Source organism: Corynebacterium sp. CCUG 51687, from assembly GCF_024453995.1.
In the GTDB taxonomy this organism is placed as follows: Bacteria; Actinomycetota; Actinomycetes; order Mycobacteriales; family Mycobacteriaceae; genus Corynebacterium; species Corynebacterium pseudogenitalium.
On sequence record NZ_JAGPYT010000011.1, the window covers coordinates 1 to 20,907 of the forward strand.

The window sequence follows — 20,907 nt, forward strand, 5'->3', positions numbered from 1 at the left end:
ACAGCGCCGATGCCGCGTGCATTGATGATGCATTGTTAACCATGAATCTGGCCCACAACCACTTGACACAGAGCGTTTCGCGAGCGAATTTGAAAAAGCCCAGGTCGCTGGAGCTCAGTGAGGGAATTTGGTGCACAGCACCTCCTACAACGTGAGCCGCCCGGAGAGCGCGCGGGAGAGGGTGAGTTCGTCGACGAACTCGAGGTCGCCGCCGAGCGGCATGCCGGAGGCCAGGCGGGAGACGGTCAGATCTGGGAAGTCCTTGAGCAGGCGGGCCAGGTAGGAGGCGGTGGCTTCGCCTTCGGTGTCGGGGTCGGTGGCGAGGATGACTTCGGTGATTTGGGGGGCGTCGTCGCCGTCGAGGTCGGGAAGGACGCCGCCGATGCGCTTCAGCAGGGGCGTGACGGCGAGGTCCTTGGGGCCCACGTTCGCGAGTGGGTCCAGTGCCCCGCCGAGCACGTGGTAGCGGCCGTTGAACTCGCCGGTTCGCTCGATGACCTGGATGTCTTTGGCGTCTTCGACGACGCAGATGAGGTCTTTTTTGCGGCCGGAGTCGGCGCAGATGCGGCAGACCGCTTCGCGGGAGACGTTGTTGCAGATGCGACAGAACGTCACGCCGTCGCGGACGCCGGCGAGGGCGGCGCGGAGCCGGTCGATATCTTCGGGCTCGGTTTGGAGAAGGTGGAAGGCGATCCGTTGCGCAGACTTGGGTCCGACGCCGGGGAGGCGCGAGAGCTCGTCGATAAGGTCTTGGAGCGGTCCTTCGAACATGGGGGTCCTTTACAACACAAAACGCCTGGCGAAGTGCCAGGCGTTCAAGCGGGTGGGTTTAGATGATGCCGCCGAACGGAATCTCACCAGGTGCAGGCTGCTGACCACCAGGAGCCTCCTGTGGCATTGCGCCGCCGGTCAGTGGGCCGATCTTCTCCTGCGCCAGTTCGCCGGCCTTGTTGTGGGCGTCGCGGTATGCGGCGAGGATGAGGTCCTGCAGCGTCTCGACGTCGTCGGCGTCAACAGCCTCCGGCTTGATCTGCAGGTCGGTGATCTCTGCGCCACCGGTCATGACGACGGTGACCAGGCCGCCGCCAGCGGTGCCGGTGACGGTGGTGCTGAGCAGCTCCTGCTGTGCCTGCTGCAGCGCCTGCTGCACCTCGGCTGCCTGGCGGATGAGTTCCTGCATGTCCTGAGGCATATTTGGCTGGGTCATGGTGTGTAACACCCTTTCGTGTCAGTGATTTTGTCTAATTTGCTCACCAGTGTACCCGGTAGTTCCTGAATGCTTACAAGGGCTTGGCTCCAAGTTCGCTGGCAAGCAGGTCCATGGCAACTTCGGTGGCGTCACGACGGTCGAAGGTCGCCGACTCGGCCTCGGCCTGGTCGACCATGTCGCGCTCTTCGTCCTCTTGGCTGTAGGGCTCGGGCGGCGGCGGAGGCGGTTCCCATCCGGCGTCGTCGTGGGGCGGTTCGGGCGGCGGCGGGACTTCCTCGCGCTCGCGGCGCTCCTGTTGCGCGCTGCGCTGCCCGGCGGCCTTCGCTATCGCCCGCCAGTCAGTGGGCTGCTGCGCTGCGGGTTTTGGGGTTGCTTCACTTTTCGACGCCCCCTTCGCCCCTTTCGTGCCCACCACGCAACGCACGGCAACCTTGGTGCCAAGCGCTTCGGAGAACACCGCGACGATGTCCCCGTTGTTGTTGTCGGCGTTGAGGCGCTCCGCGAGGGCACCCGTGTTGTGTCCGATGAGCAGTGTGGGCTGGCCGTCTTCGTTGTCGAGGGAGAGCGGTTTTGCCTCGGCAAGCATGATTTCGGCGACCTGGTTGCGCTTGCCCACAGCTTGGCGCAGCTTCATCCAGTCACGCTGCACGCGTTCGAGGAGGTCTTCCGCAGGTGCTGGCTCTGGCTTCGGTGCCGGGGTTGGTTCCGGCTTCGGCGGCGTTGCGGGTTCCGCGGGTGGTTGCGGCACCGGCTTCGGTTCAGGCTTCGGCTCGGGCTTGTGCTCAGGCTTCGCTGCAGGCTCGGGCTTGGGCTCAGGCTTCGGCGTGTTCTGCGCCTTTCGGCGCTCCGCGATCCTGGCCGCAGCAGCCGCAGCGGCCGCGGCTCCCCCACCCTGCGAAGGAGTCTGCGACGGGGCCGGCTGGGCAGGCTGGGCCGCCTGCGCAGGGGTAGCAGGCGCCGGTGCAGCTGAGGTAGCCGAGGAGACCGCCGGGCGGTCGCCCATCGTGAGCAGGTGCGCCATCATCACTTCCAACAACAGGCGCGGGGACGTCGCACCGCGGAGGTCGCCGATCCGATCGTTGACCTCGGTCGCGAGCGCGGCCAGCGTCGACGGGTGGAACTGTTGCGCTTCGGCGCGGAGTATTTCGGCGCGGTCGACGGGGGCGTCGACAAGCCCTTCGCCGAAGGCATCCGGCACGGTGACGATGAGCAGCAGGTCACGCAGCCGGTCCAGCAGGTCGAGGGCGAAACGGCGCGGCTCGTGGCCGGACTCGATCACCTTGTCGATGGTGTGGAACATCGCCGCGGCGTCCTTGGTGGCGAGGGCGTCGACGGCGGCGTCGAGAAGCGTGAGGTCCGTGACCCCGAGCAGCGGCAGCGCCATCTCGTAGGTCAGGCCGTCCGGGCCGGCGCCCGCCAACAGCTGATCCAGCACGGACAGCGTGTCGCGCGGCGACCCGCCGCCAGCGCGGATGACCAGCGGGTACACGTTCTCGTCGACGAACGCGCCCTCCTCCGCAACGATGTTTTCCAGCAGGTGGCGCATCGCCTGCGGGGTCAGCAGGCGGAACGGGTAGTTGTGGGTACGCGAGCGGATCGTGCCGAGGATCTTCTCCGGCTCGGTCGTCGCAAAGATGAAGATGAGGTGCTCTGGCGGCTCCTCCACAATCTTGAGCAGGGCGTTGTTGCCGGAGGGTGAAATCATGTGCGCCTCGTCGATGATGAAGACGCGGTAGCGGGACTCCGCAGGCGCGAACATGGCGCGTTCGCGCAGCTCACGCATGTCGTCGACACCGCCGTGGGAGGCGGCGTCGAGCTCCATCACGTCCAGGTTCCCGGTGCCACCAGGCGCCAGCGACACGCAGGACGCGCACTTGCCACACGGAGTGGATGTCGGCCCCTCAACGCAGTTCAACGAGCGCGCCAGGATGCGCGCCGAGGACGTCTTGCCACACCCCCGCGGCCCCGAAAACAGGTACGCATGGCTGATGCGCCCGTTGTCGAGAGCGTTCGATAACGGCACAGTCACCTGGTCTTGCCCAACCAGCTCACCAAACGTTGCAGGACGATATTTCCGGTACAGAGCCACGGCGCCAAGTGTAGACGATCAGCCCTCTTCCCGGCACCAATCTTTCACATCCACACCACGCCTGCGAAGACGCCGCTCCAGCACCGGATAGCCCTGCTCGGAGGCGATCCCGAACTCCTCATCGGTGAGCGCAATCAGCTCCAGAAGCAGCGTAATCCGGCCCGGCTCACGCACCAGCGGGGTGCCCTGCGCAAACACCTCCGGCTCCCGCAGCAGCCCATGCCGCACGGTGCCCGGCGCGTCGGCCAGCAGCCCCTCGAGCAGCACGCCAGGCTGCCCCGGCACTCCAAGGCGCTCAAGCTCGCGGGTCGCGTCCACGACGGCCTCGGCAAGCACCTGCTTCTCGACGTCCCCCACCGCCATCACCTCACACACCACTTTGGTGGCGTCATCGTCAGCCAGCACCAGACCCAAATCGGTGCCGCTGAACCCGGCGGTGACCGCCACGTTCGCACCGTTCAGTTCAGCGGTGGCGGCGGCGCGGGCGTCGATAAGCGAAAGCTGCATCCCCGGAAACACCGAGGCCAGCCAGGCGGCGAGGTCGTCACCCGTCATGCGCTGAGCTTCTCCACCGCCGCGAGCAGCACGCACGTGGCCACCCCGTCCATCGCCCGCGTGACATCCTCCAGTGGCGGCATCGACGGCGCTAGGCGAATATTGCGGTCGTTCGGGTCCTCCCCCTTCGGGAACGCCGACCCCGCCTTCGTCAGGCTGATGCCGGCCTGCTTCGCCAACTCCCACACGCGAGTCGCGGTCCCGTCCATCACGTCCAGGGAGATGAAGTAGCCGCCCCTCGGCTCCGACCAGGTCGCCACGCCCGTGCCCCCGAGCCGGTTCTCCAGCACCTCAAGCACAGCCTCAAACTTCGGCGCCAGCGACTCAGCATGCTTCCGCATCACCTCACGCACACCATTCGCGTCCTTGAAGTACATCGCGTGCGCCAACTGGTTCACCTTGTTCGGACCGATGCCTCGCACATTCGCGATCGACTCATACCACTCCAAGTTCTCCTGCGAGGAGGCAAAGAACGCCACGCCCGAGCCCGCGTGCGTAATTTTCGACGTCGACGACATGTACCAGAACCGGTTCGGGTTACCCGCCTTCGCCGACAGCGCAAGCACGTCCGCGTTCACCGGGAAGGTATCCGTCAGCGTGTGTACCGCGTACGCGTTGTCCCACACAATGCGGAAGTCCGGCGCGGCCGTCTCCATCGCCGCCAGGCGCTCGATAGTCGCCTGCGAGTACACCGCGCCCGTCGGGTTAGAAAACACCGGCACGCACCACATGCCCTTCACGGCAGGGTCCTTCACCAGTTCCTCCACGACGTCCATGTCGGGGCCGTCCTCCAGCAGCGGGACAGTGATCATTTCGAAGCCGAAGCGCTCCGTAATCGTGAAGTGGCGGTCATAGCCGGGCACTGGGCACAGCCACTTAATCGCGTGCTCGCGCTGCTCATCCGCCCACGGCCGCGGCGAATCATTCGTCCCAAACGTGTACGCCCAGGACACCAGGTCAAACATAATATTTAGCGACGACGAGTCTCCCGCCACCAACAGCTTCGGGTCAATGCCGAGCGCCTCGGCCCACAACTCACGCAACTGCAAAATGCCCGTCAGGCCGCCGTAATTACGCACGTCCACACCCGAGGCGTCACGGTGATTCCCCACACCCGGCAGGGCCAACAGGTCGTCCGCCAAGTCCAACTGGCGCGCCGAGGGCTTCCCCCTCGTGAGATCCAACGCCATGTTGGTCTCCTCCAGCTGCTTGTACTGCTCACGCAACTCAGCAGCCAGGCTTGCAAGCTGCTCAGCATCTAGTTCTTTCAACGGGGTGTTCAATGTCTTGGTGTCCTATTCGAGTACGTCGGCGTATCTACTAACGACCCATCATCGTACTAGCGACACCCCACCCCGCGCGACGGTTTTTCCCCAGTTTTACCCCATAAAAAAGGGGACCTCACGCACCTGCCAGCGCCCGCTTACCCTTGCTGCGTTCCCGCCCTGGGGGAGTTCACGAGATGAGCACCGCGTGAGATCCTGCAGAACACTCTAGCCTGAAGCTTTAGGCGTTGCAAAACATTGACTGCGCAGGCGTTTTGTCGGAACCTGGGGGGATGGGTTAAAGTAGTCCCTCGACGCATGATGTGTCGCAACTAGGAGGATTCGACTAGCGGCCTATGTCACACGCCTGGAACGCGTGCGGGTTTCACGACCCTCGTGGGTTCAAATCCCACATCCTCCGCGCTATTCAGACAGCGCACCCGGTTGAAGTTTTTCGCCGGGTGCGCTGTTTTTGCATTCGCGTTTGGATTGCGCACCACATTCCCTGTTTCCAGAGTGACGCCCGAACGTTTCCCCAGGTCGCGCCCGCTGCGTGAGGGAATTTGGTGCACTACCCATCACCCGAGTGCCAAAGGACGCAACCCACTTTTCGCAACCTGGGCTTTTACCTCCTCCCCCAACAAGAACTGCGTCCTTTGGCACTCACACCACGCGCGGAGACACCAAATTCCCTCACCGGCTGCCAGTGACCTTGACTTTTCCAATTCGTCCCGCGAAAACCCAGGAATGTGGTGCGCGAGGAGGGTAGTTGCGCACCAAAATCCGGCATTTGAAAAGTCGCCAAAGCATTTCCCCAGGTCGCGCCGACCGTATGAGGGAATTTGGTGCGCGGGTCCAGCATGCACAAAACCCCGCGACCCAACTCGCAGGTCGCGGGGTTTTATACAGAGGAGCTACTTCTCCTTAGGGGTGGTCGGCTCAGCCGAGGTCGTGGGAGCTGCCGTCGAGGTCGTGGCTGGTGCCGTGGTCGATGGCTTCCGGCCGAGGAAGTCGCCGAGCGAGGAGCCCTCGTTGGAGCTCTGCTGGATCTTGTTGGCTGCGCCGTTCTCGCCTGGGGCACACAGGGAGAGCAGGCCGGCCAGGGCACCAATGCCGAGCGTGACCGCCGCGATGGCGCCGAGGGCTTCGGTGGCCTGCGGGCCGAACTTGGCGTTCAGGCGGGCGGCTTCAACGTCGAGCTGCTTCAGGAAGTCAGGTCGGTTGTCGCCGAAGTTGCCGAACGGGTTCGGGATGTTCATCTGCTCGGAGACACGGCGTGCGGAGGCGCTGATCTCTGGGCCCATTGCGGCGATGAGTGGCGCGCCGACGGCGACTGCCAACCCGAGCGGGATGAGCCACAGGAGTGGCCCGCCGTGGGAGGACATGTCGGCGAAGCAGCGCTGCAGGTCATCGGTCGAGCTCTTGCCTGGGGTCTTCGGCTGGTCTTCACCCTGGACAACGACGTGGACGGTGACGTCGCCTTCGCGGCCTGGGATCGTGATGTCGAAGCCCTTGGGGTCCGGGGTTCGCTCAGCTGGCGGGACGATGATGACCTTGTCGCCCTCGCGCTGAGCGGTCCAGCCGTCGGGGAGTTTGAGGTCGCCGATGTTGGCACCTGGCACGTGGACCTCAACGTGCGATGTGCCCGGTTTGACCTCAATGGTCGGAGGGGTGTTACCTGCGGAGGTTGACGGGGTATCACCAGTGACGGTAACAACGGCCGGGCGGGTGACGGTCTTGCCGTCAGGGTAGGTGATTTCTACCGGGACGACGACCTGCTCGCCTGGCTTGGCGTCGGCAGGTGGCGTGACGGAGACGGAGCCGCCGTCGTTGATGGTGACGGTCCAGCCTTCCGGTGCCTTCCAGCCGTCGACGATCTTGAAGGTCGCGCCGTCAGGCTGCGTGCTTGGCGGCACGACAACGGTGACGCCGCCCTTGGTACGGCCAGGGTTGTAGTCAACTGGTGGCTGGCCTTCGGGGGTGTCGGCGTCGTCAACAACCAGGATGGTTGCTGGGCGCGTGACCTTCTGGCCGCCTGGGTAGGTGATGTCGACTGGGACGACGGTGTAGTCGCCGGACTTGGCGTCGGCAGGCGGGGTGGCGGTGACGCCGCCGTCCTCGCCGACGGTGACCTTCCAGCCCTTCGGCGCCTTGTACTCAGGCGAGATGACGAAGGTGGTGCCGCCCGGCGCGCGTGGCGTCGGGTTGACGGTCACGGTCTGGTTCGGCTTGGTCTGCTTCGGGGCGTAGTTCTGGTCGGGGGCGGACGGGGTGGCCGGGTTCGGGTCGACGGGTGCGGCCGGGTCGTCGATGACGGTCACGACGATTGGGCGCGTGATGGTGTTGCCGTTCGGGTCGGTGACCTGTACGTTAATCACGCCGAAGTCGCCTGGCTTGGCGTCGGCAGGCGGGGTGACGTGCGCGACACCGGTGTTTTCGTCGATGTTGATGGTCCAGCCTTCAGGGATGTCCTTCTGCTCGACAACGTAGGTGGAGCCCTCGGTGCCACCCTTCGGGGTGACAACTACGACGGTGCCCGGCTTGGTCGGCTTCGGTGGGAACTGGACGTCGTTGGTGCCCTTGGGGGCGTCGTCAACAACTACGACGACTGCTGGGCGGGTGATCGAGGAACCATCCGGGTAGGTGATCTGGACAGGCACGACAATGCGGTCGCCTGGCTTGGCATCGGCCGGCGGGGTGGCGGTGACGGAGCCGTCCTCGCCGACGGTGACCTTCCAGCCCTTCGGTGCCTCGTAGGCGTCGTGGATGGTGAACGTGGTGCCCTTCGGCGCATCAGCGCTGAACTCTGGGGCGTCCACGGTGACCTCGACGCCTGGGCGGGTGGTTTCCGCCAGGTAGTACGCGTCCGGGTTCTGTGCCTGCGGTGGCGCACTGACGATGACGGTGCCCGGTACGACCTTGGTGGAGCCGTCTGGGAATGTCACCTCGACGTTGACGGTCTTGGTTTCGCCGTCGCGGGCGTTCGCCGGCGGCGTTGCGGTGATCTCGCCGGTGCGCTTATCGACGCCCACCTTCCAATCACCGAGCTGCTGGTCAGGGGCGATCTTGAAGGTCGTGCCGGCTGGCAGCTCCTGGTCACGGACCTGCGGCAGCGTCACGGTGACGGATGGGCGGGTGATCACGACGTCGTAGCCAGGGGTGTGCTCCTGGGCCAGGGTCGTGTCAACGCCGACCACGGACTCCAGCACGTCGTGGGATCCGTCTGGGTAGGTGGCCTTGACCTGCACGGTCACGGTATCTTCCAGGCGCGCGCTCATCGGCGCGGTGACCTTGAGCGCGTTGCTGCCCTCTTCCAGGGTGACGTCCCATGGGCGGGCCTCGCTGCTTGGGGTAGCGCCGATGACCTCGAAGGTGGTGCCGTCAGGGTACTTCGGGCTACCCGGCTTCAGCGCGACGGTTGCCGTCTTGCCCGGGGAGGTCTTCTCGTTGCCGTAGCTTGGGGCCCACTGCTGGGTCTTCAGCCGGAACGTTTCGCCGATCTTGGCGTTGTCCTTGTACTTCTGCAGGTTGAGCTGGTCGGAGCCGTCGCGCGGGGTGGCGTACACCTCAACCTGGAGCGCTTCAGGCTTGTCATTGTCGATTTCGCCGGTCCCGCCGACAGGCAGGGTGACATGCACGCGGCCATCCTTATCGACGCGCGCATTCGCGCCCTCGACAGCCTTACCGTTTCGCGTCACGACAGCAATCACACGAGCGTAATCTTCTCCAGCACCGTTGGTGACCTGGATGTTCGTCGCAAACTCCTTGCCGTTCGCGGTGACAACCGGCACCTCGTCCTGAGCCGCCTGCAGCGGGAAGCACTGCGCGTTCTCTGCCGGGACCGGCAGCAGGTCAACCTCGGCGATGTTGCAGGCTTCGAAGCCCAGGCGGTTCGGGAAGTTCTCGTAGCCGTTGCCTACGCTTCGGGCGACCCACGCGAACGTGCGTGTCTCGCCTTCCTTGATGTCCTTCACGTCCTCGAGGGTGACCTTCGCGGACACCACCGGGGAGCCTTCCGAAAGGTGCAGCTCGACCGGCTCAACGTGCGCGGTGCCGGTGACCTTCAGGTCCATATTGGTGGTGCTATCCTCGCCGGAACGCACCGCTCCTGGGATAGTCTCCCCTACAGACACCGCCGAAAGGGTGAAGGTCTCCTCGAAATCAGAGATGCCGGTCTGGTTCATGCGCAGCTCGGAAACCATCGAGTCCACAGCGTGCTCACCGTCGCCGTGGAGGCTGACCCAGTAGTACACCTCAACCTGGCCCTGCTCGTTGACAACGCGGGTGCCCGTCTCAAACGAGCCCTCGTTCGGCGTAGTCACGGCACCAACGTGCTGGTGCGGGAACAAGGTGTTCGCGCTCAGCACGTCGTGGCATCGGTTCTCCTCGGCGCTCTGCGCGTCCACCTGTGGCACCACGAGCGCGGACGCCCCCAGCGCCAGCGCCACCACAGTGGCTGACATTCTACGATTTCGCATTCTGAAACTCCCCTCAAAGGCAACTGTGTGTTATTTGTGCTATCCATTCATCATGAACGGTTTTTAAGAAGTTTCAAGTACTTTTGACAGTTTATTTTCAGCGAATGCCCGGACCTGCACAGTTGTCGTCAAAATATTTGCATCACATGAATGTTATTCAACCAGCGGTTACCCCCGCTCGGGTGTATTTGTCCAGACGAAAGGATCCGCTGAGAGCCTCTCAGGGTCAAAGCGCTCAAGGATCTCCTGCGCCGTCACAGCGCCTGCGCACCCAATCGATTCTGCAAGCGCCCGCACCACGCCATCCACCCCAATGCGCTGCGACATCTCCGCAAACGTCACCGCCCCATCACGCTTCGCCAACCGCTTGCCCTCCGCGTTGAGCACCAGCGGCACGTGCACATACTCGGGTTCCTGCCCGCCCAACAAGTGCGTCATGTACGCCTGCGCGGGCGCCGACATCAACAAATCATCCCCACGAACCACCTGGTCAACCCCCTGGTCCACGTCGTCGACGACCACCGCCAAGTTATACGCCCAGTCCCCCGCCTGCGCCTGCGCAAGGTTACCGCCGCGACGCACCACCACGTCATCGACAGGCCCAGTCACCTCCCCGGCAAAGAAGTCCCGGACCGTCCACTCCCGCACATCGGCACGCAGGCGAAGGGCAGGCATGCGGCCCTCTTGCGAAAGCTGGTGACGTCGAAAAGCTCGCTGCTCCTCATCCAAGTCCCTGCACGTGCCCGGGTACATCCCAGGCTGCGCATGCGGCGCACTCGCCGCCTCCCGAATCTCGCGGCGCGTGCAGTAGCACTCATACACCGGGAGCTGCGACAACGCCGCCTCATACAACGCCGAACGCTGCGACTGCCACACCACCGGCGGATCAAAATCAAGGCCCAGCGCCAACAAGTCCTCTATTTGACGACGCCCCGCCGCCTCCGACGAACGCTCCGAATCAACATCCTCCACCCGCAGCCAAAAACGCCGCCCACTCTGCCGCGCGAACAACCACGCCAACAGCGCCGTCCGCAGATTGCCAAAATGGAGATCCCCACTCGGAGAAGGTGCATACCGTCCAGCATTCATGTGTATAGGATATGTAGCCGTGACAAACCAAGAAACTTTTGCGCGATCGCTTTACCCTGTACTGGTATCTGTGTTCTGCGCCGTCTTCCTCATTTCCAACATCACAGCACAGAAGGGAGTCGCCCTCGGACCATTCATCACCGACGGCGCCTTTTTCCTCTTCCCACTTGCATACGTCCTCGGCGACGTGCTCGCCGAAGTCTACGGATTCAAAGCCGCCCGCCGGGCAATCTTCACCGGGTTCGGCATCGCCATCCTGGCCGTCGTGTCCTTCTACATCGCCATCTGGCTCCCCGGCGCCGACTTCTACGACATGCAAGAACCCTTCTCGACGATCCTCGGCCTCATGCCACGCATCGTCATGGCTTCCCTGGCAGGCTATATCGCAGGCCAGCTGCTCAACGCGTGGGTGTTGCAGAAAATGAAGGACCGGTTCGGGCACGACCGCCTGTGGGCACGCCTCATCGGCTCCACCATCGTCGGCGAGTTCGCCGACACCCTCCTGTTCTGCGCCATCGCAGCGGCAGTCATCGGCATCGAAACGCCAGGTCAGTTCATCAACTACGTGGTCGTCGGCTTCCTGTGGAAGACCCTGCTCGAAGTCGTCCTCCTCCCAATCACCTACCCGACCATCGCGTGGGTGCGCCGCCGCGAGCAAGAACTACACGCAGAGCTGCGAAGCTAACGCCCAGAGCCAGCGCTAGGAGCTGGCTCGAACACCAATCTGAGATCAAGGGCAGCAAGCACTTTGAGCAAAGTATCAACAGTCGGGTTACCAAGCCCGTTTTCAATGCGGCTCAACTCGGCTTGCTGGATCCCCGCGGAGTCTGCAACCTCTTGCTGCGTTGCGCCGCATTCTTTCCTCGCCGTCATCAGGGCGGCACCCACTGCCCTTCGGTCTGCAATCTCGGAAGCAAACGCACGAGCAGCAGCATCTCGCACGATCTCAGCAGCTGGTGAAGCTGCTTCCCGATACGGTTTTACGAATTCTTCAAATGCTGTAGTCCCCATTCCCACACCTTTCATCCGCTGATTCAATACCCCTGATCTTATGTGTTACAGCACATAAGATCAAGAGGGTTGGTCACGCTTCCACTGCTCCAACGCAGCCCTTGCAGCTCGAATCTCCTTCTGTTCTTGCTTGCTACTTGGCGCACGCAGTTTGTTGTACCCACCCAGCAACAGAACGATCTTATCGCCGTGAAAAGTGCAGTAGACACGGATCAATACGCGTTTCTTCCACCAACGTTTTGGCACCCGATCAGCCGCTCCCGAGGGCCCATGCTCGCGAAGAATTGTGTCGATGCTTCTTCTTATTCGAAGTTCAAACAGCCCCCTACCAAGGCTTTTGCCCCATTCGCTTTCACAAATGCGAATCCCCAGCGGCGCTAGAACATACTGGACTGCTGCGTCCGTGACTGCTCGTTCCACTTCATCCAGGCGTTTGTAAAAACGATGAAAGTTTCCACCATCGAAGACCTCGACGCGCCAAAGCTGATCAGACACTGTACCCCCTTTGTCCCCCGAAATACGCTCTAACTTAGCGCCTATAAGAGCCTCTAGCCACCCTCGCCTACTTCCCTGCGTAATACCGGCCCATGAACTCGTCGCGGAAGGCCTCGTACTCCCCGGCGTCGATGGCGTGGCGGATGTTGTCCACTAGGCGGATCATGAACTCCAGGTTATGCATGGTGCACAGCGTGCCCGCCAGGAACTCCTTGGCCTTGAGCAGGTGGTGGATGTAGGCGCGCGAGTAGTTCTCGGAGACGTAGCCGCCGAACTCCTCGTCGACGCCGGAAAAGTCCCGCTTGAACCGGGCGTTCGTCAGGTTCATGCGCCCGTCCAGCGTATAGACGCCCCCACGGCGACCAAGCCGCGTCGGCGCGACGCAGTCGAACGTATCGGCGCCGGCTTCGACGGCGGTGAAAATGTCGTCCGGCTCGGAGATGCCCAGCAGGTGGCGCGGCTTGTCCACGGGCAGCTCATCGGTGACCCAGCCGACGATGGTGCCCAGGTTTTCCTTCTCCAGGGCGCCGCCGATGCCGAAGCCGCCGAAGCCGCGTCGGCCGGCCTCGCGCGCCTCCCTGTCGAGGTCGAGCAGTCCGCGGGTGGCGTGGCGTCGTAAATCTTCGTACTGGGCGCCCTGCACCACGCCCCACAGTGACTGCTTCGGGCGGTGCGTGCGCGCCTCGGTCAGGCGGTGGTGCTCGTCGAGGCAGCGCTTCGCCCAGCGGTGGGTGCGCTCCACGGAACGCTCCTGGTAGTCGCGGGTATCCACGAGGGTGGTGAGCTCGTCGAAGGCGAACATGATGTCGGCGCCGAGCTGGTGTTGGATCTGCATGCTCACCTCGGGGGTGAAGCGGTGCTTGGAACCGTCGATGACAGACTTGAAGTCGACGCCGTCTTCGTCGACCATCGCCATGCGCTTACGCTTCTCGGCCCGGATGTCTTTGTCGGTGAGCCCGGCGGTGTCCATGGCCAGGACCTTCTTGAAGCCGACGCCCAGGCTCATCACCTGGAAGCCACCCGAGTCCGTGTAGGTCGGGCCGTCCCAGTTTTCGAAGGCGGCGACGCCCCCGGCCTCGTCCACGATGTCGGGACCCGGCTGAAGGTACAGGTGGTAGGCGTTGGACAGGATCGCCTGCGCACCGGTCTGGTGGATCTGCTCCGGGGTGAGCGTCTTCACCGTGGCCTTCGTGGCCACCGGGATGAACGCGGGGGTCTGGATCGGGCCGTGCGGCGTATGGATCACACCCGTGCGCCCATGCTTGCCCGGCGCGTCATACAGGGTGGTGTTCAGGTCGAAGGAAAGGTCGTCGGTCATGCGTGCTCCAGTGATTCGGGGTGGAATTCGGCTTCGAGTTCGGTGCCCTCCACGTCAACTTCCGGCAGCACCTTGTCCAGCCACTTCGGCATCCACCAGGTGGAACGGCCCAGGATGAACATCGTAGCGGGGACGAGCGCCATGCGGACGAAGAAGGCGTCGAAAAATACGGCGGCGCCGAGCGTAAAGCCAAAGATTTGTATGAATGGCAACGGCTGGTCGATGAACGCCACGAACACCGCAATCATGATGACTGCTGCGGCCGTGACCACGCGCGCGCCCTGCACGAAGCCCTCGACGGTGGACTCGCGCACCGCCTTGATTTCCGCCTCCGGGTCGCCGGCGCGGCGCAACTTCAGGTAGCGCTCGCGGATACGGGTGACAAGGAAGACCTGGTAGTCCATGGCCAGGCCGAACGTGACGCCGATCAGGAAGATCGGCATAAATGACAGGATCGGGCCGGGAGTGTTCACAAGTCCGCCCCAGCCGAGCTGGAACAGGCCCACCGTCATACCGAACGCCGCACCGACCGACAGCAGGAAGCCCAGGCCCGCCACCACCGGCACCAGGATGGAGCGGAACACCAGGATCAGCAGGATGATCGCCAGCCCAACCACAATCGCCAGGTAGAGCGGCATCGCGTCGCCCAGCTCCTCAGTAATGTCCATCTGCACCGCAGTGAGACCCGTCAGGCCTATCGACGTCCCCGTCGCATCCTCCACCTGGACATTGTTCGCACGCAGCGCATGCGCCACCTCCAGCGTGTACTCCTCTTCCGGACCGCCCTTCGGGGTGGCCAGGATCCGGGCCGCCGTCAGGTCCTCATTCGCGCCGACGAGCTGCGCGTGCTCGATCCCGTTGACGCTGTTGGCCTCCTGCACCGCGTACATAAACGACGCCAGCGCCGCCTTCTGCGCGCGCCCGCCGGCTTCGTCCGGCATCATCGCCATGTACGGCTGCAGCATCTCCGCGTCCGGGTTGACGGAGGTGGCGTCGACAACCAGGAGGAACGGCGCGTTGACCCCCGGGCCGAAGCCCTCCGCCATCAGGTCCGCCGACTTACGCTGCGTGGTGTCCAGGTTCGACGTCGTATCCGACGGCAGCGCCATCTCCAGCTGCAGCAACGGCGACGCCAGCGCACCCAGCCCCAGCACGACGACCGTCATCACCAGCACCGGGAACCTGCGCACCACGTTCACCCAGGACCGGCCCACCGACTTCGCCGACAAGTCGCGGCCAGGCCGCTTACCCGGGCCAGGGTTGCCCGCGAACCACGGCAGCTTCCCACCAAACGAGCGATCACCCCACACCCCCAGCAACGCCGGGAGCAGCGTTAACGCCACAAGCACCGCGATGAGCACCGTCAGCGCCGCCGCCAGGCCCATCCACGTCAAAAACTCAATACCTGCCAAGGAGAGCGCCACCAGCGCTGTGAACACCGTCGCCCCCGCGAACACCACCGAGGACCCGGCCGTTCCCACCGCCAGGCCCGCCGCCTCCGGCGCGTCCAGCGTCTGCCGCTCCTGCCTGTACCGCGACAGGATGAACAGCGCGTAGTCAATACCGACAGCCAGGCCGATCATCACCGCCAGCACCGGCGTGACCTCGTTGAGCTCCACCCAATGCGTCGTGATCAGCACCGCCAGCACACCAATACCCACCCCCACAACAGCACTCACAATCGGCATTGTCGACGCCACCAAGGACCCAAACGTCACAATCAGCACCACAAACGCCACCGCGAGCCCCACCATCTCCGACGTCGTCTTAATCTGGATCGGATCCCCGAACCCGGCGCCACCGGCCTCAACCTGCAGGCCAGCCTCCCGGCCGATCTCCAGCGCCTCATTGACCACGGCGCGCTCTTCCTCCGACACCGACATCGAAGACTCCGCGCCAAACTCGAACGTGGTGTACCCAATCCGGCCATCGTCCGACACCATCCGCAGGTAGTACGCGTCCTGCTTCGCCTGCTCCTCAGGCAGGCCCATCTGCGTCATCTGCCCGACGATCATCTCCCCCAGCTCCCGGTTCACATTCACCGGATTCCCGAAGCGGTCCGTCCCCGTCAGGCCCTCCAGGTGCTCCTCGATGTAGCCGACCGTCGCGTCCATCCCCGCCATAAACTCGGGCTCTTCTAATCGACGCCCCTCCGGCGCCGCAAACACCAAATTCACCCCAGGCGCCGTCGCCACGTTCCCTTCACCCGGGAAGTGCCGCTCCATGTCCTCGAGTGCTTCGATGCCAGGCGTACCCGAAATCGGAAACTCCGACGTAAACGGCTTCATCAGCGAAAACGCCCCCGCCGCCGTGGCGCCGAGCAGCAACAGCCACGCCACGATCACCTTCCACTTATGCAGAAATGACCAGCGCCCAAGCCGAAACAGCATCTTCGCCACGGTGTTTACGTCCTCACTGTCGCTTCTCGATTCTGACTGCCACCAAACCGTGGCACACTACCAGGCCATCTTATAGGCGAAACCTTGCTGGACTCGATTTCCCTTCATCCCCAGGTCACCCGTCTGGCCAAGCGAAATTGTTCCCCGCTGCACCAAATTCCATCGCCAGACTTAGACGACCTGGCGAAACGCACCGACCCCACCCCAAATCCGGGAATGTGGTGCACATACAAAGGAGCGAGTGCCAAAAGACGCAACGCAATAATTCTAGCCCTTTTCTGGCCTGCGGGAATACAAATGCTCGTTTTGCGAATTGCGTCCTTTGGCACTCGCGCACTCGGCCCCCCAAAACCAAAACAACGCACCCCAGGCGAACCCAGAGTGCGTTGTTTTTAATTGGCGGTAGCGGCGGGATTTGAACCCGCGGAGGTTTTACCCTCACTCGCTTTCGAGGCGAGTACCTTCGGCCGCTCGGACACGCTACCGCAAACCAGAGTAACGGTTAATGCCCGAGCAACCAAATCAAGGCGGGGACTAGTCGTTCAGCTTGTCCTCGACCTTGGCGGCTACCTCGTTTGCCTTGTCCTTGACGGAGTCGGCAGCCTCGTTGACCTTATCCTTAGCATCGCCGATGAGCTGGTTGGCCTTGCCTTCGTTCTCGAGGGACTTGTCGTCGGAAAGCTTGCCAGCTGCTTCCTTAGCGGTGCCCTTCAGCTTGTCTGCTGCTCCTTCAAAAGCCATGTGGTTGCTCCTTTTCGTTTCGTTCTTAAGCTAACGGTTCCCCATGGTAGTCACTTTGGCAGGGCGGCACTGTAACGATTCGGTTAAGTATTAGCGCAGGTCCCGGAAAAATTCGGCGAGCAGTTCCGCGTTTTCGGGTTCCATGATCCCGCCGCGGACTTGGATTTGGTGGAGGTGGTGAGGGTCGCGGAGGGCGTCAAGCAGGGAGCCGACGGCGCCAGTTTTGGGTTCGAAGGCGCCGAAGATGAGGGACTCGATGCGAGCGCCGAGCAGGGCCCCGGCACACATGGTGCAGGGTTCCAAGGTGACGACGAGCTCGCAACCGTCAAGGCGCCAGGTCCCGAGGGTGCGCGCGGCGTCCCGGATCGCTTCAACCTCGGCGTGGGCGGTGGGGTCTTGGCGTTGTTCGCGCCGGTTGACGCCGCGGCCAATCACCTCGCCGTCAGCGTCGAAGACGAGGGCGCCGACGGGCACGTCGCCGGGCGGGGTTGTTGCCGCGAGGTCGAGCGCTTGTTGCATGCGGGCGGTGGCGCGCCGCTGCCAGCTTGAGCAGGCCAACGTTACCGCAGTGCTTCGTGAAGTTCGTCGGCGAAGCCGAGGGCGTCGGCGATGTCGTCGATGAGGTCGGCGGGTTCTTCGTCGGCGTCGAGGAGCAGGCTGAGGCGTTCTTCGGTGAGGCCGAGGTCGGCGAGGATGTCGAAGTCGCCGTCGGCCCAGCTGTCGGTGTCGTCGAGGTCATCGGGGTCGATGTCGGGGATGTCGCAGCCGGCTTCTTCGAGGGCGTCGGCGGCGTAGTCGTCGTCGACGGCGATGGGGGCGTCGCTAAGCAAAATGCGTGCCCGGTTCGGGCCTGGGCGCAGCACCACAACGTACTCATTTTCGACGTTGAGCAGCGCAAACGCCGGACCTTCGCTGCGGAGGCGGCGTACTGCGGCGATGGTGTCTTCCAGCGAGTCGAAGCTGTCGTTGTAGCGGTGCACGGACCATGCGCCGTCGTGCTGGGCGACTGTCACTGCGTACCCGTCTGGAAATTCCTGTGCCATGCCTCACGACATTAGCCTGCACGCAGTGAATTTGTCACTAGAATGTGAAACCGTGACTGCCTCATTCCTACATTCTTCGCGCCACCTGCCTCCCGTCTGCATTGTTGGGCTGGGGTTGATCGGTGGCTCCATCATTCGCGACCTCACCGCGGCCGGCCACGATGCGTTCGGCTACACGCACTCGAATGCGGGCACGAGGGCTGCGCAAAAAGCTGGTTTCGACGTCACCAATGATCTCGAAGCCGCACTGCAGAAGGCAGAGGCGCAGCAGGCCCTGATCGTGATCGCGGTACCGATGGATGCCGTGGCGACCGTCCTGGACGCCATCGCGGAGCACGCCCCGAGCTGCGGCATTACAGACGTGGTCAGCGTGAAGCAGCCGGTGTACGACCTCGTGCTGGAGCGCGGACTTGAGGAACGCTACGTTGGCGGGCACCCGATGGCCGGCACCGAGTTTTCCGGCTGGTCGGCGTCCCAAGAGGGGCTGTTCCAGCGCGCGGCGTGGGTGGTGACGTATGACTACGCGGAGAGCGTCGACAAGGTGCCGCAGACGTGGGCGAGTCTGTTCGCGGATGTGTGCAACCTGGTCGCTGTGACGGGCGCAGAGGCCGTACCGGTGTCGGTGAAGCGCCACGACGAGGCGGTGGCCCGCGTGTCCCATCTCCCGCATGTGATTGCGGAGGCCCTGTCGGTGGTCGGCGATCGCGGCGGCACGCTGGCGCAGTCGCTGGCGGCTGGCTCATTCAAGGGCGCCACGCGCGTCGCGGGCACGGACCCTTCGCTGGTACGCAACATGTGCGAAACCAACGCCGAGAGCCTGGTGAGCATCATTGACGAGTTCACCGAACTGCTTGCCGACGCCCGCTCCGCCCTCTCCGCCGACGCTCCTTCCATGAAGCGCCTCGCCGAGAACGGCCACCGGGCGCACACCCGTATGCTGGCACGTTCGGGCGCGCGACGTGAGTCGGTGTCACCGGTGAAGATTTCTTCGCGCCCTGTGATGCGCCTGCACCCGGGCGCGCCAGGCTGGGTGAAGCAGCTGCGCCAGATCGAGTCATTGGGCGGGCGCGTCGAGGTGTTCTAACTCGCGTTTGCTAGGTACGGCAAAGGCCCGAGGGGATCACTCCCTTCGGGCCTTTACTCTGTACTGCTAATGCGCTTTATGCGTCGCGGCGACGTCCCATGAAGACGTACGCGCCACCGATCAGGAACAGCACAATGCCGAGCGTGATCACGCCGGACATCGGGGTACCGGTATCGGCGAGGTCCCCGCTGCGGGTCGACGTGGTCGTCGAGGAGGACTTGCTGGAGCTGCGCTTGCTGGTGCTCTTCGCCGTGGAACGGGACGCTGCCGTGCTGCGGGACGTTGCGCTGGTCGTGCGTCCGGTGGACACGGTGCCGGAGCTCTTCGAGTTAGAGAACGTCGAGGTCGTCGAAGTCTTCGAGCTTGTCGACTTCGAACCTGCAGCTCCCGCGCCTGCACCCGCAAGGGCACCGAACGCGCCGAGCAGTGGCTTGACTTCCTTGAATACCTCAAGGATCTCCTGCGGCTTGGACATCGTGCTCGTTGCGCGGGTGTCCTTGTTCAGGGTGATTTCCTTGACCAGGTCGTCCTTCTTGATCTGGATGGATTTGTTCTTGTAGCCTTCCGGTGCCTCTACGAGGCGGACAGTGAAGCTCTTGTCGTTGAGCTCTGCTGGCAGGGTGGTAGACAGGTAGCCGTCGGCGTCGGTTGCGCCTTCGAGTTCGAGGTTGTCCAGGCTCGGGACGACCAGGCGTGCGCCCTCGACCGGCTTCTTCTTTTCACCAGTGCCGGCGTAGATCTCGACCTCGAGCGTGCGCTGCTCGGTGACCTCTTCCTTCTTAGTGGTCGTGGTCTGAGTCGTTGTCGTTGCAGGCGTCGACGTCTCCTGCGTCGTTGGCTCGGTAGGCTTCTGCTTCTCCGCATCCTGTGAGGACGGTTCAGCGGGTTTCGAGGCGTCGGAGCTCGGCTTCTCAGCAGACTCGGCCGCTGGCGACTCAGACTTCTCGGCAGCCGCAGACTTCTCGGACGGCGTCTCCTTCTCCGTGTCAGCGTGCTTGATGGCAGTGAATCCGAACTTCTTATCGGCGCCGAGCACCTCACTGAGCGTGTCGTCGCCGTCCTGGGAGAACGTGGCCACGAGCTCGTCGCCAGGGCCGATCTTCAGCTGCGTCGGCTTGAACTCGACGGTGTTGCCGTCCTTGTCGCCAGCAACGAAGACGTCGGTGTCCTTGGTCACTGCGTAGGCAACCTCACCCAGACGGTCGATGCCCTCGGTCTTCACGCCACGCGCCACCTTCAACGTGGTCACGCTGAGCTTGTCGGTGTCGGTGTTCAGGGTCCACAGCGCTGGCTTGCCGTCGAGGGTTTCAGCGTATGCGTGCAGGTACTCCCCCTTCGGGTCGACCTTCTTGGAAGCCGTGCCCCACGCACCGGGTGCCTTGAAGTCCTTCGGCTTGCTGAAGGTATCCACCGACACCTTGTGCTCGGTGAACACCGGGGTGGTGGTCGCGCTCAGCTTGTCCAGGTCGATGGCGTAGTAGCTGTCGCCGTCCTTGGCCAGCTCCTCCGACACAATCAGGCGACCATGAGAGGTAATGGTTGCCGTGGTGATGTCGGTAGGAAGTGCGCCGTGCTCGACGCGTGCAGCCCCAAGATCCTCGACGTTGCCCGTCGCCGGATCGATCTTCAGCAGGTGGTTCTCCTGTGGCGCGGTGGACAGCGCGTAGACGCTGCCGTCGGTTGGGTGCCCCGCCACCGCCGTGTACGTCCACGCACCGGACTCGAGCTCTACACCGCTCGTGCCGGTTCCCGGCTTATCGCTTGTCGACGCCTTCTTCGCCTTCGCTGGCGTCGTCGCCACTGCTGGCGCACCCGCGACGGACGGAGCAACGCTCACGGTTGGGGTGGCGCTGGCGCTCGGCGTCACGCTGGAGGAAGCAATGCTCGAAGGAGCGGTTGCTGTCGTGGTGACGGGCGCCTGGGTGGGCGTCTCGGTCGTGGTGTCAGCGTTCGCTGCCACTGGGACGAGTGTGAATGTCCCGGCGAGTGCGGACGCCATCGCCAAGCGGCCGTAGTAACCGGCGGTCTTCGAAATTTTCATTGTTCCCTCTCGTATAGGTTGCGGGGCTGCAAACCCAGTAATCCACCATTCAATGTACAAAACGATGTGGTACTTCTCAAGCAGCAACC

The 20,907-nt window shown here is 63.6% G+C and carries 17 protein-coding genes, 2 tRNA genes and 1 other RNA gene; 3 read left to right on the forward strand and 17 right to left on the reverse strand.

All coding sequences use genetic code 11. The annotated features are described in order from the left end of the window. Window positions 1–144 precede the first annotated feature (144 nt). The 6 genes from recR to ffs all read right to left on the reverse strand — a co-directional run bounded on the left by recR (window position 145) and on the right by ffs (window position 5,340). Entirely contained in the window at window positions 145–771 is a 627-nt protein-coding gene (gene recR, locus KBX13_RS09445) for a recombination mediator RecR (RefSeq protein ID WP_070363279.1), read from the reverse strand. A 58-nt stretch (window positions 772–829) separates the two neighbouring features. Next, window positions 830–1,207 (reverse strand): YbaB/EbfC family nucleoid-associated protein, encoded by a 378-nt coding sequence (locus tag KBX13_RS09450; protein ID WP_070363280.1) that lies wholly within the window; start codon window positions 1,205–1,207, stop codon window positions 830–832. A 73-nt stretch (window positions 1,208–1,280) separates the two neighbouring features. Further along, window positions 1,281–3,299, reverse strand: a complete 2,019-nt coding sequence (locus KBX13_RS09455; protein ID WP_256021927.1) for a DNA polymerase III subunit gamma and tau — start codon at window positions 3,297–3,299, stop codon at window positions 1,281–1,283. An 18-nt stretch (window positions 3,300–3,317) separates the two neighbouring features. Further along, window positions 3,318–3,890 (reverse strand): hypothetical protein, encoded by a 573-nt coding sequence (locus KBX13_RS09460; protein ID WP_256021929.1) that lies wholly within the window; start codon window positions 3,888–3,890, stop codon window positions 3,318–3,320. Beyond that, entirely contained in the window at window positions 3,851–5,137 is a 1,287-nt protein-coding gene (locus KBX13_RS09465) for an aminotransferase class I/II-fold pyridoxal phosphate-dependent enzyme (protein ID WP_256021930.1), read from the reverse strand. The genes KBX13_RS09460 and KBX13_RS09465 overlap by 40 nt, the downstream gene beginning before the upstream one ends. A 104-nt stretch (window positions 5,138–5,241) precedes the next feature. Beyond that, window positions 5,242–5,340, reverse strand: an RNA gene (ffs, locus tag KBX13_RS09470) — signal recognition particle sRNA small type. A 114-nt stretch (window positions 5,341–5,454) separates the two neighbouring features. Between ffs and KBX13_RS09475 the strand changes: the two genes are divergently transcribed. Then, window positions 5,455–5,540, forward strand: a tRNA-Ser gene (locus KBX13_RS09475). Between the two features lie 493 nt (window positions 5,541–6,033). Here the strand turns inward: KBX13_RS09475 and KBX13_RS09480 are convergent. After that, on the reverse strand, window positions 6,034–9,597 hold the full coding sequence (locus tag KBX13_RS09480; RefSeq protein ID WP_256021932.1) for a YPDG domain-containing protein: 3,564 nt from the start codon (window positions 9,595–9,597) through the stop codon (window positions 6,034–6,036). A 168-nt stretch (window positions 9,598–9,765) separates the two neighbouring features. Further along, window positions 9,766–10,686 carry a tRNA glutamyl-Q(34) synthetase GluQRS gene (gene gluQRS, locus KBX13_RS09485; RefSeq protein ID WP_256021935.1) on the reverse strand — a complete coding sequence of 307 codons (921 nt, stop codon included), beginning with the start codon at window positions 10,684–10,686 and terminating at the stop codon, window positions 9,766–9,768. On the opposite strand from gluQRS, the gene KBX13_RS09490 reads away from it, so the two are divergent. After that, window positions 10,685–11,371 carry a queuosine precursor transporter gene (locus KBX13_RS09490; RefSeq protein ID WP_070477264.1) on the forward strand — a complete coding sequence of 229 codons (687 nt, stop codon included), beginning with the start codon at window positions 10,685–10,687 and terminating at the stop codon, window positions 11,369–11,371. The genes gluQRS and KBX13_RS09490 overlap by 2 nt on opposite strands. Here the strand turns inward: KBX13_RS09490 and KBX13_RS09495 are convergent. From KBX13_RS09495 to KBX13_RS09530, 8 genes are all read right to left on the reverse strand, one after another. Next, window positions 11,368–11,697, reverse strand: coding sequence for a helix-turn-helix domain-containing protein (locus KBX13_RS09495; protein WP_256000645.1), 330 nt, complete (start codon window positions 11,695–11,697; stop codon window positions 11,368–11,370). The two genes, KBX13_RS09490 and KBX13_RS09495, sit on opposite strands and share 4 nt — an antisense overlap. Window positions 11,698–11,757: 60 nt before the next feature. Continuing rightward, window positions 11,758–12,192: a hypothetical protein gene (locus tag KBX13_RS09500; protein ID WP_141742150.1), complete on the reverse strand. Its 435-nt coding sequence runs from the start codon at window positions 12,190–12,192 to the stop codon at window positions 11,758–11,760. Window positions 12,193–12,259: 67 nt separating this feature from the next. Further along, window positions 12,260–13,510 (reverse strand): tRNA guanosine(34) transglycosylase Tgt, encoded by a 1,251-nt coding sequence (gene tgt / locus KBX13_RS09505; protein WP_256000644.1) that lies wholly within the window; start codon window positions 13,508–13,510, stop codon window positions 12,260–12,262. Next, on the reverse strand, window positions 13,507–15,909 hold the full coding sequence (locus tag KBX13_RS09510) for an MMPL family transporter (RefSeq protein WP_256021937.1): 2,403 nt from the start codon (window positions 15,907–15,909) through the stop codon (window positions 13,507–13,509). The genes tgt and KBX13_RS09510 overlap by 4 nt, the downstream gene beginning before the upstream one ends. Before the next feature lie 397 nt (window positions 15,910–16,306). Beyond that, window positions 16,307–16,394 (reverse strand) — tRNA-Ser (locus KBX13_RS09515). A 49-nt stretch (window positions 16,395–16,443) separates the two neighbouring features. Further along, window positions 16,444–16,650, reverse strand: coding sequence for a CsbD family protein (locus KBX13_RS09520; RefSeq protein ID WP_070363288.1), 207 nt, complete (start codon window positions 16,648–16,650; stop codon window positions 16,444–16,446). A gap of 90 nt (window positions 16,651–16,740) precedes the next feature. Beyond that, on the reverse strand, window positions 16,741–17,169 hold the full coding sequence (locus tag KBX13_RS09525; protein WP_256021938.1) for a nucleoside deaminase: 429 nt from the start codon (window positions 17,167–17,169) through the stop codon (window positions 16,741–16,743). 41 nt (window positions 17,170–17,210) lie between these two features. Then, on the reverse strand, window positions 17,211–17,693 hold the full coding sequence (locus tag KBX13_RS09530; protein ID WP_256021940.1) for a tRNA adenosine deaminase-associated protein: 483 nt from the start codon (window positions 17,691–17,693) through the stop codon (window positions 17,211–17,213). A gap of 52 nt (window positions 17,694–17,745) precedes the next feature. Here KBX13_RS09530 and KBX13_RS09535 point away from each other — a divergent pair, with 52 nt between their 5' ends. Continuing rightward, entirely contained in the window at window positions 17,746–18,777 is a 1,032-nt protein-coding gene (locus KBX13_RS09535; protein ID WP_256021942.1) for a prephenate dehydrogenase, read from the forward strand. A 76-nt stretch (window positions 18,778–18,853) separates the two neighbouring features. Here KBX13_RS09535 and KBX13_RS09540 read toward each other — a convergent pair whose 3' ends face one another. Next, complete coding sequence (locus KBX13_RS09540; protein WP_256021943.1) at window positions 18,854–20,818, reverse strand: hypothetical protein; 1,965 nt, start codon at window positions 20,816–20,818, stop codon at window positions 18,854–18,856. Window positions 20,819–20,907: the final 89 nt, after the last annotated feature.

Bases quoted from the DNA above. Each gene is read 5' to 3' on its own strand.
- recR (WP_070363279.1), bottom strand. From the start codon at position 771: ATGTTCGAAGGACCGCTCCAAGACCTTATCGACGAGCTCTCGCGCCTC.
- KBX13_RS09450 (WP_070363280.1), bottom strand. From the start codon at position 1,207: ATGACCCAGCCAAATATGCCTCAGGACATGCAGGAACTCATCCGCCAG.
- KBX13_RS09480 (WP_256021932.1), bottom strand. From the start codon at position 9,597: ATGCGAAATCGTAGAATGTCAGCCACTGTGGTGGCGCTGGCGCTGGGG.
- KBX13_RS09490 (WP_070477264.1), top strand. From the start codon at position 10,685: ATGTGTATAGGATATGTAGCCGTGACAAACCAAGAAACTTTTGCGCGA.
- gluQRS (WP_256021935.1), bottom strand. From the start codon at position 10,686: ATGAATGCTGGACGGTATGCACCTTCTCCGAGTGGGGATCTCCATTTT.
- KBX13_RS09495 (WP_256000645.1), bottom strand. From the start codon at position 11,697: ATGGGGACTACAGCATTTGAAGAATTCGTAAAACCGTATCGGGAAGCA.
- tgt (WP_256000644.1), bottom strand. From the start codon at position 13,510: ATGACCGACGACCTTTCCTTCGACCTGAACACCACCCTGTATGACGCG.
- KBX13_RS09520 (WP_070363288.1), bottom strand. From the start codon at position 16,650: ATGGCTTTTGAAGGAGCAGCAGACAAGCTGAAGGGCACCGCTAAGGAA.
- KBX13_RS09525 (WP_256021938.1), bottom strand. From the start codon at position 17,169: ATGCAACAAGCGCTCGACCTCGCGGCAACAACCCCGCCCGGCGACGTG.
- KBX13_RS09530 (WP_256021940.1), bottom strand. From the start codon at position 17,693: ATGGCACAGGAATTTCCAGACGGGTACGCAGTGACAGTCGCCCAGCAC.
- KBX13_RS09540 (WP_256021943.1), bottom strand. From the start codon at position 20,818: ATGAAAATTTCGAAGACCGCCGGTTACTACGGCCGCTTGGCGATGGCG.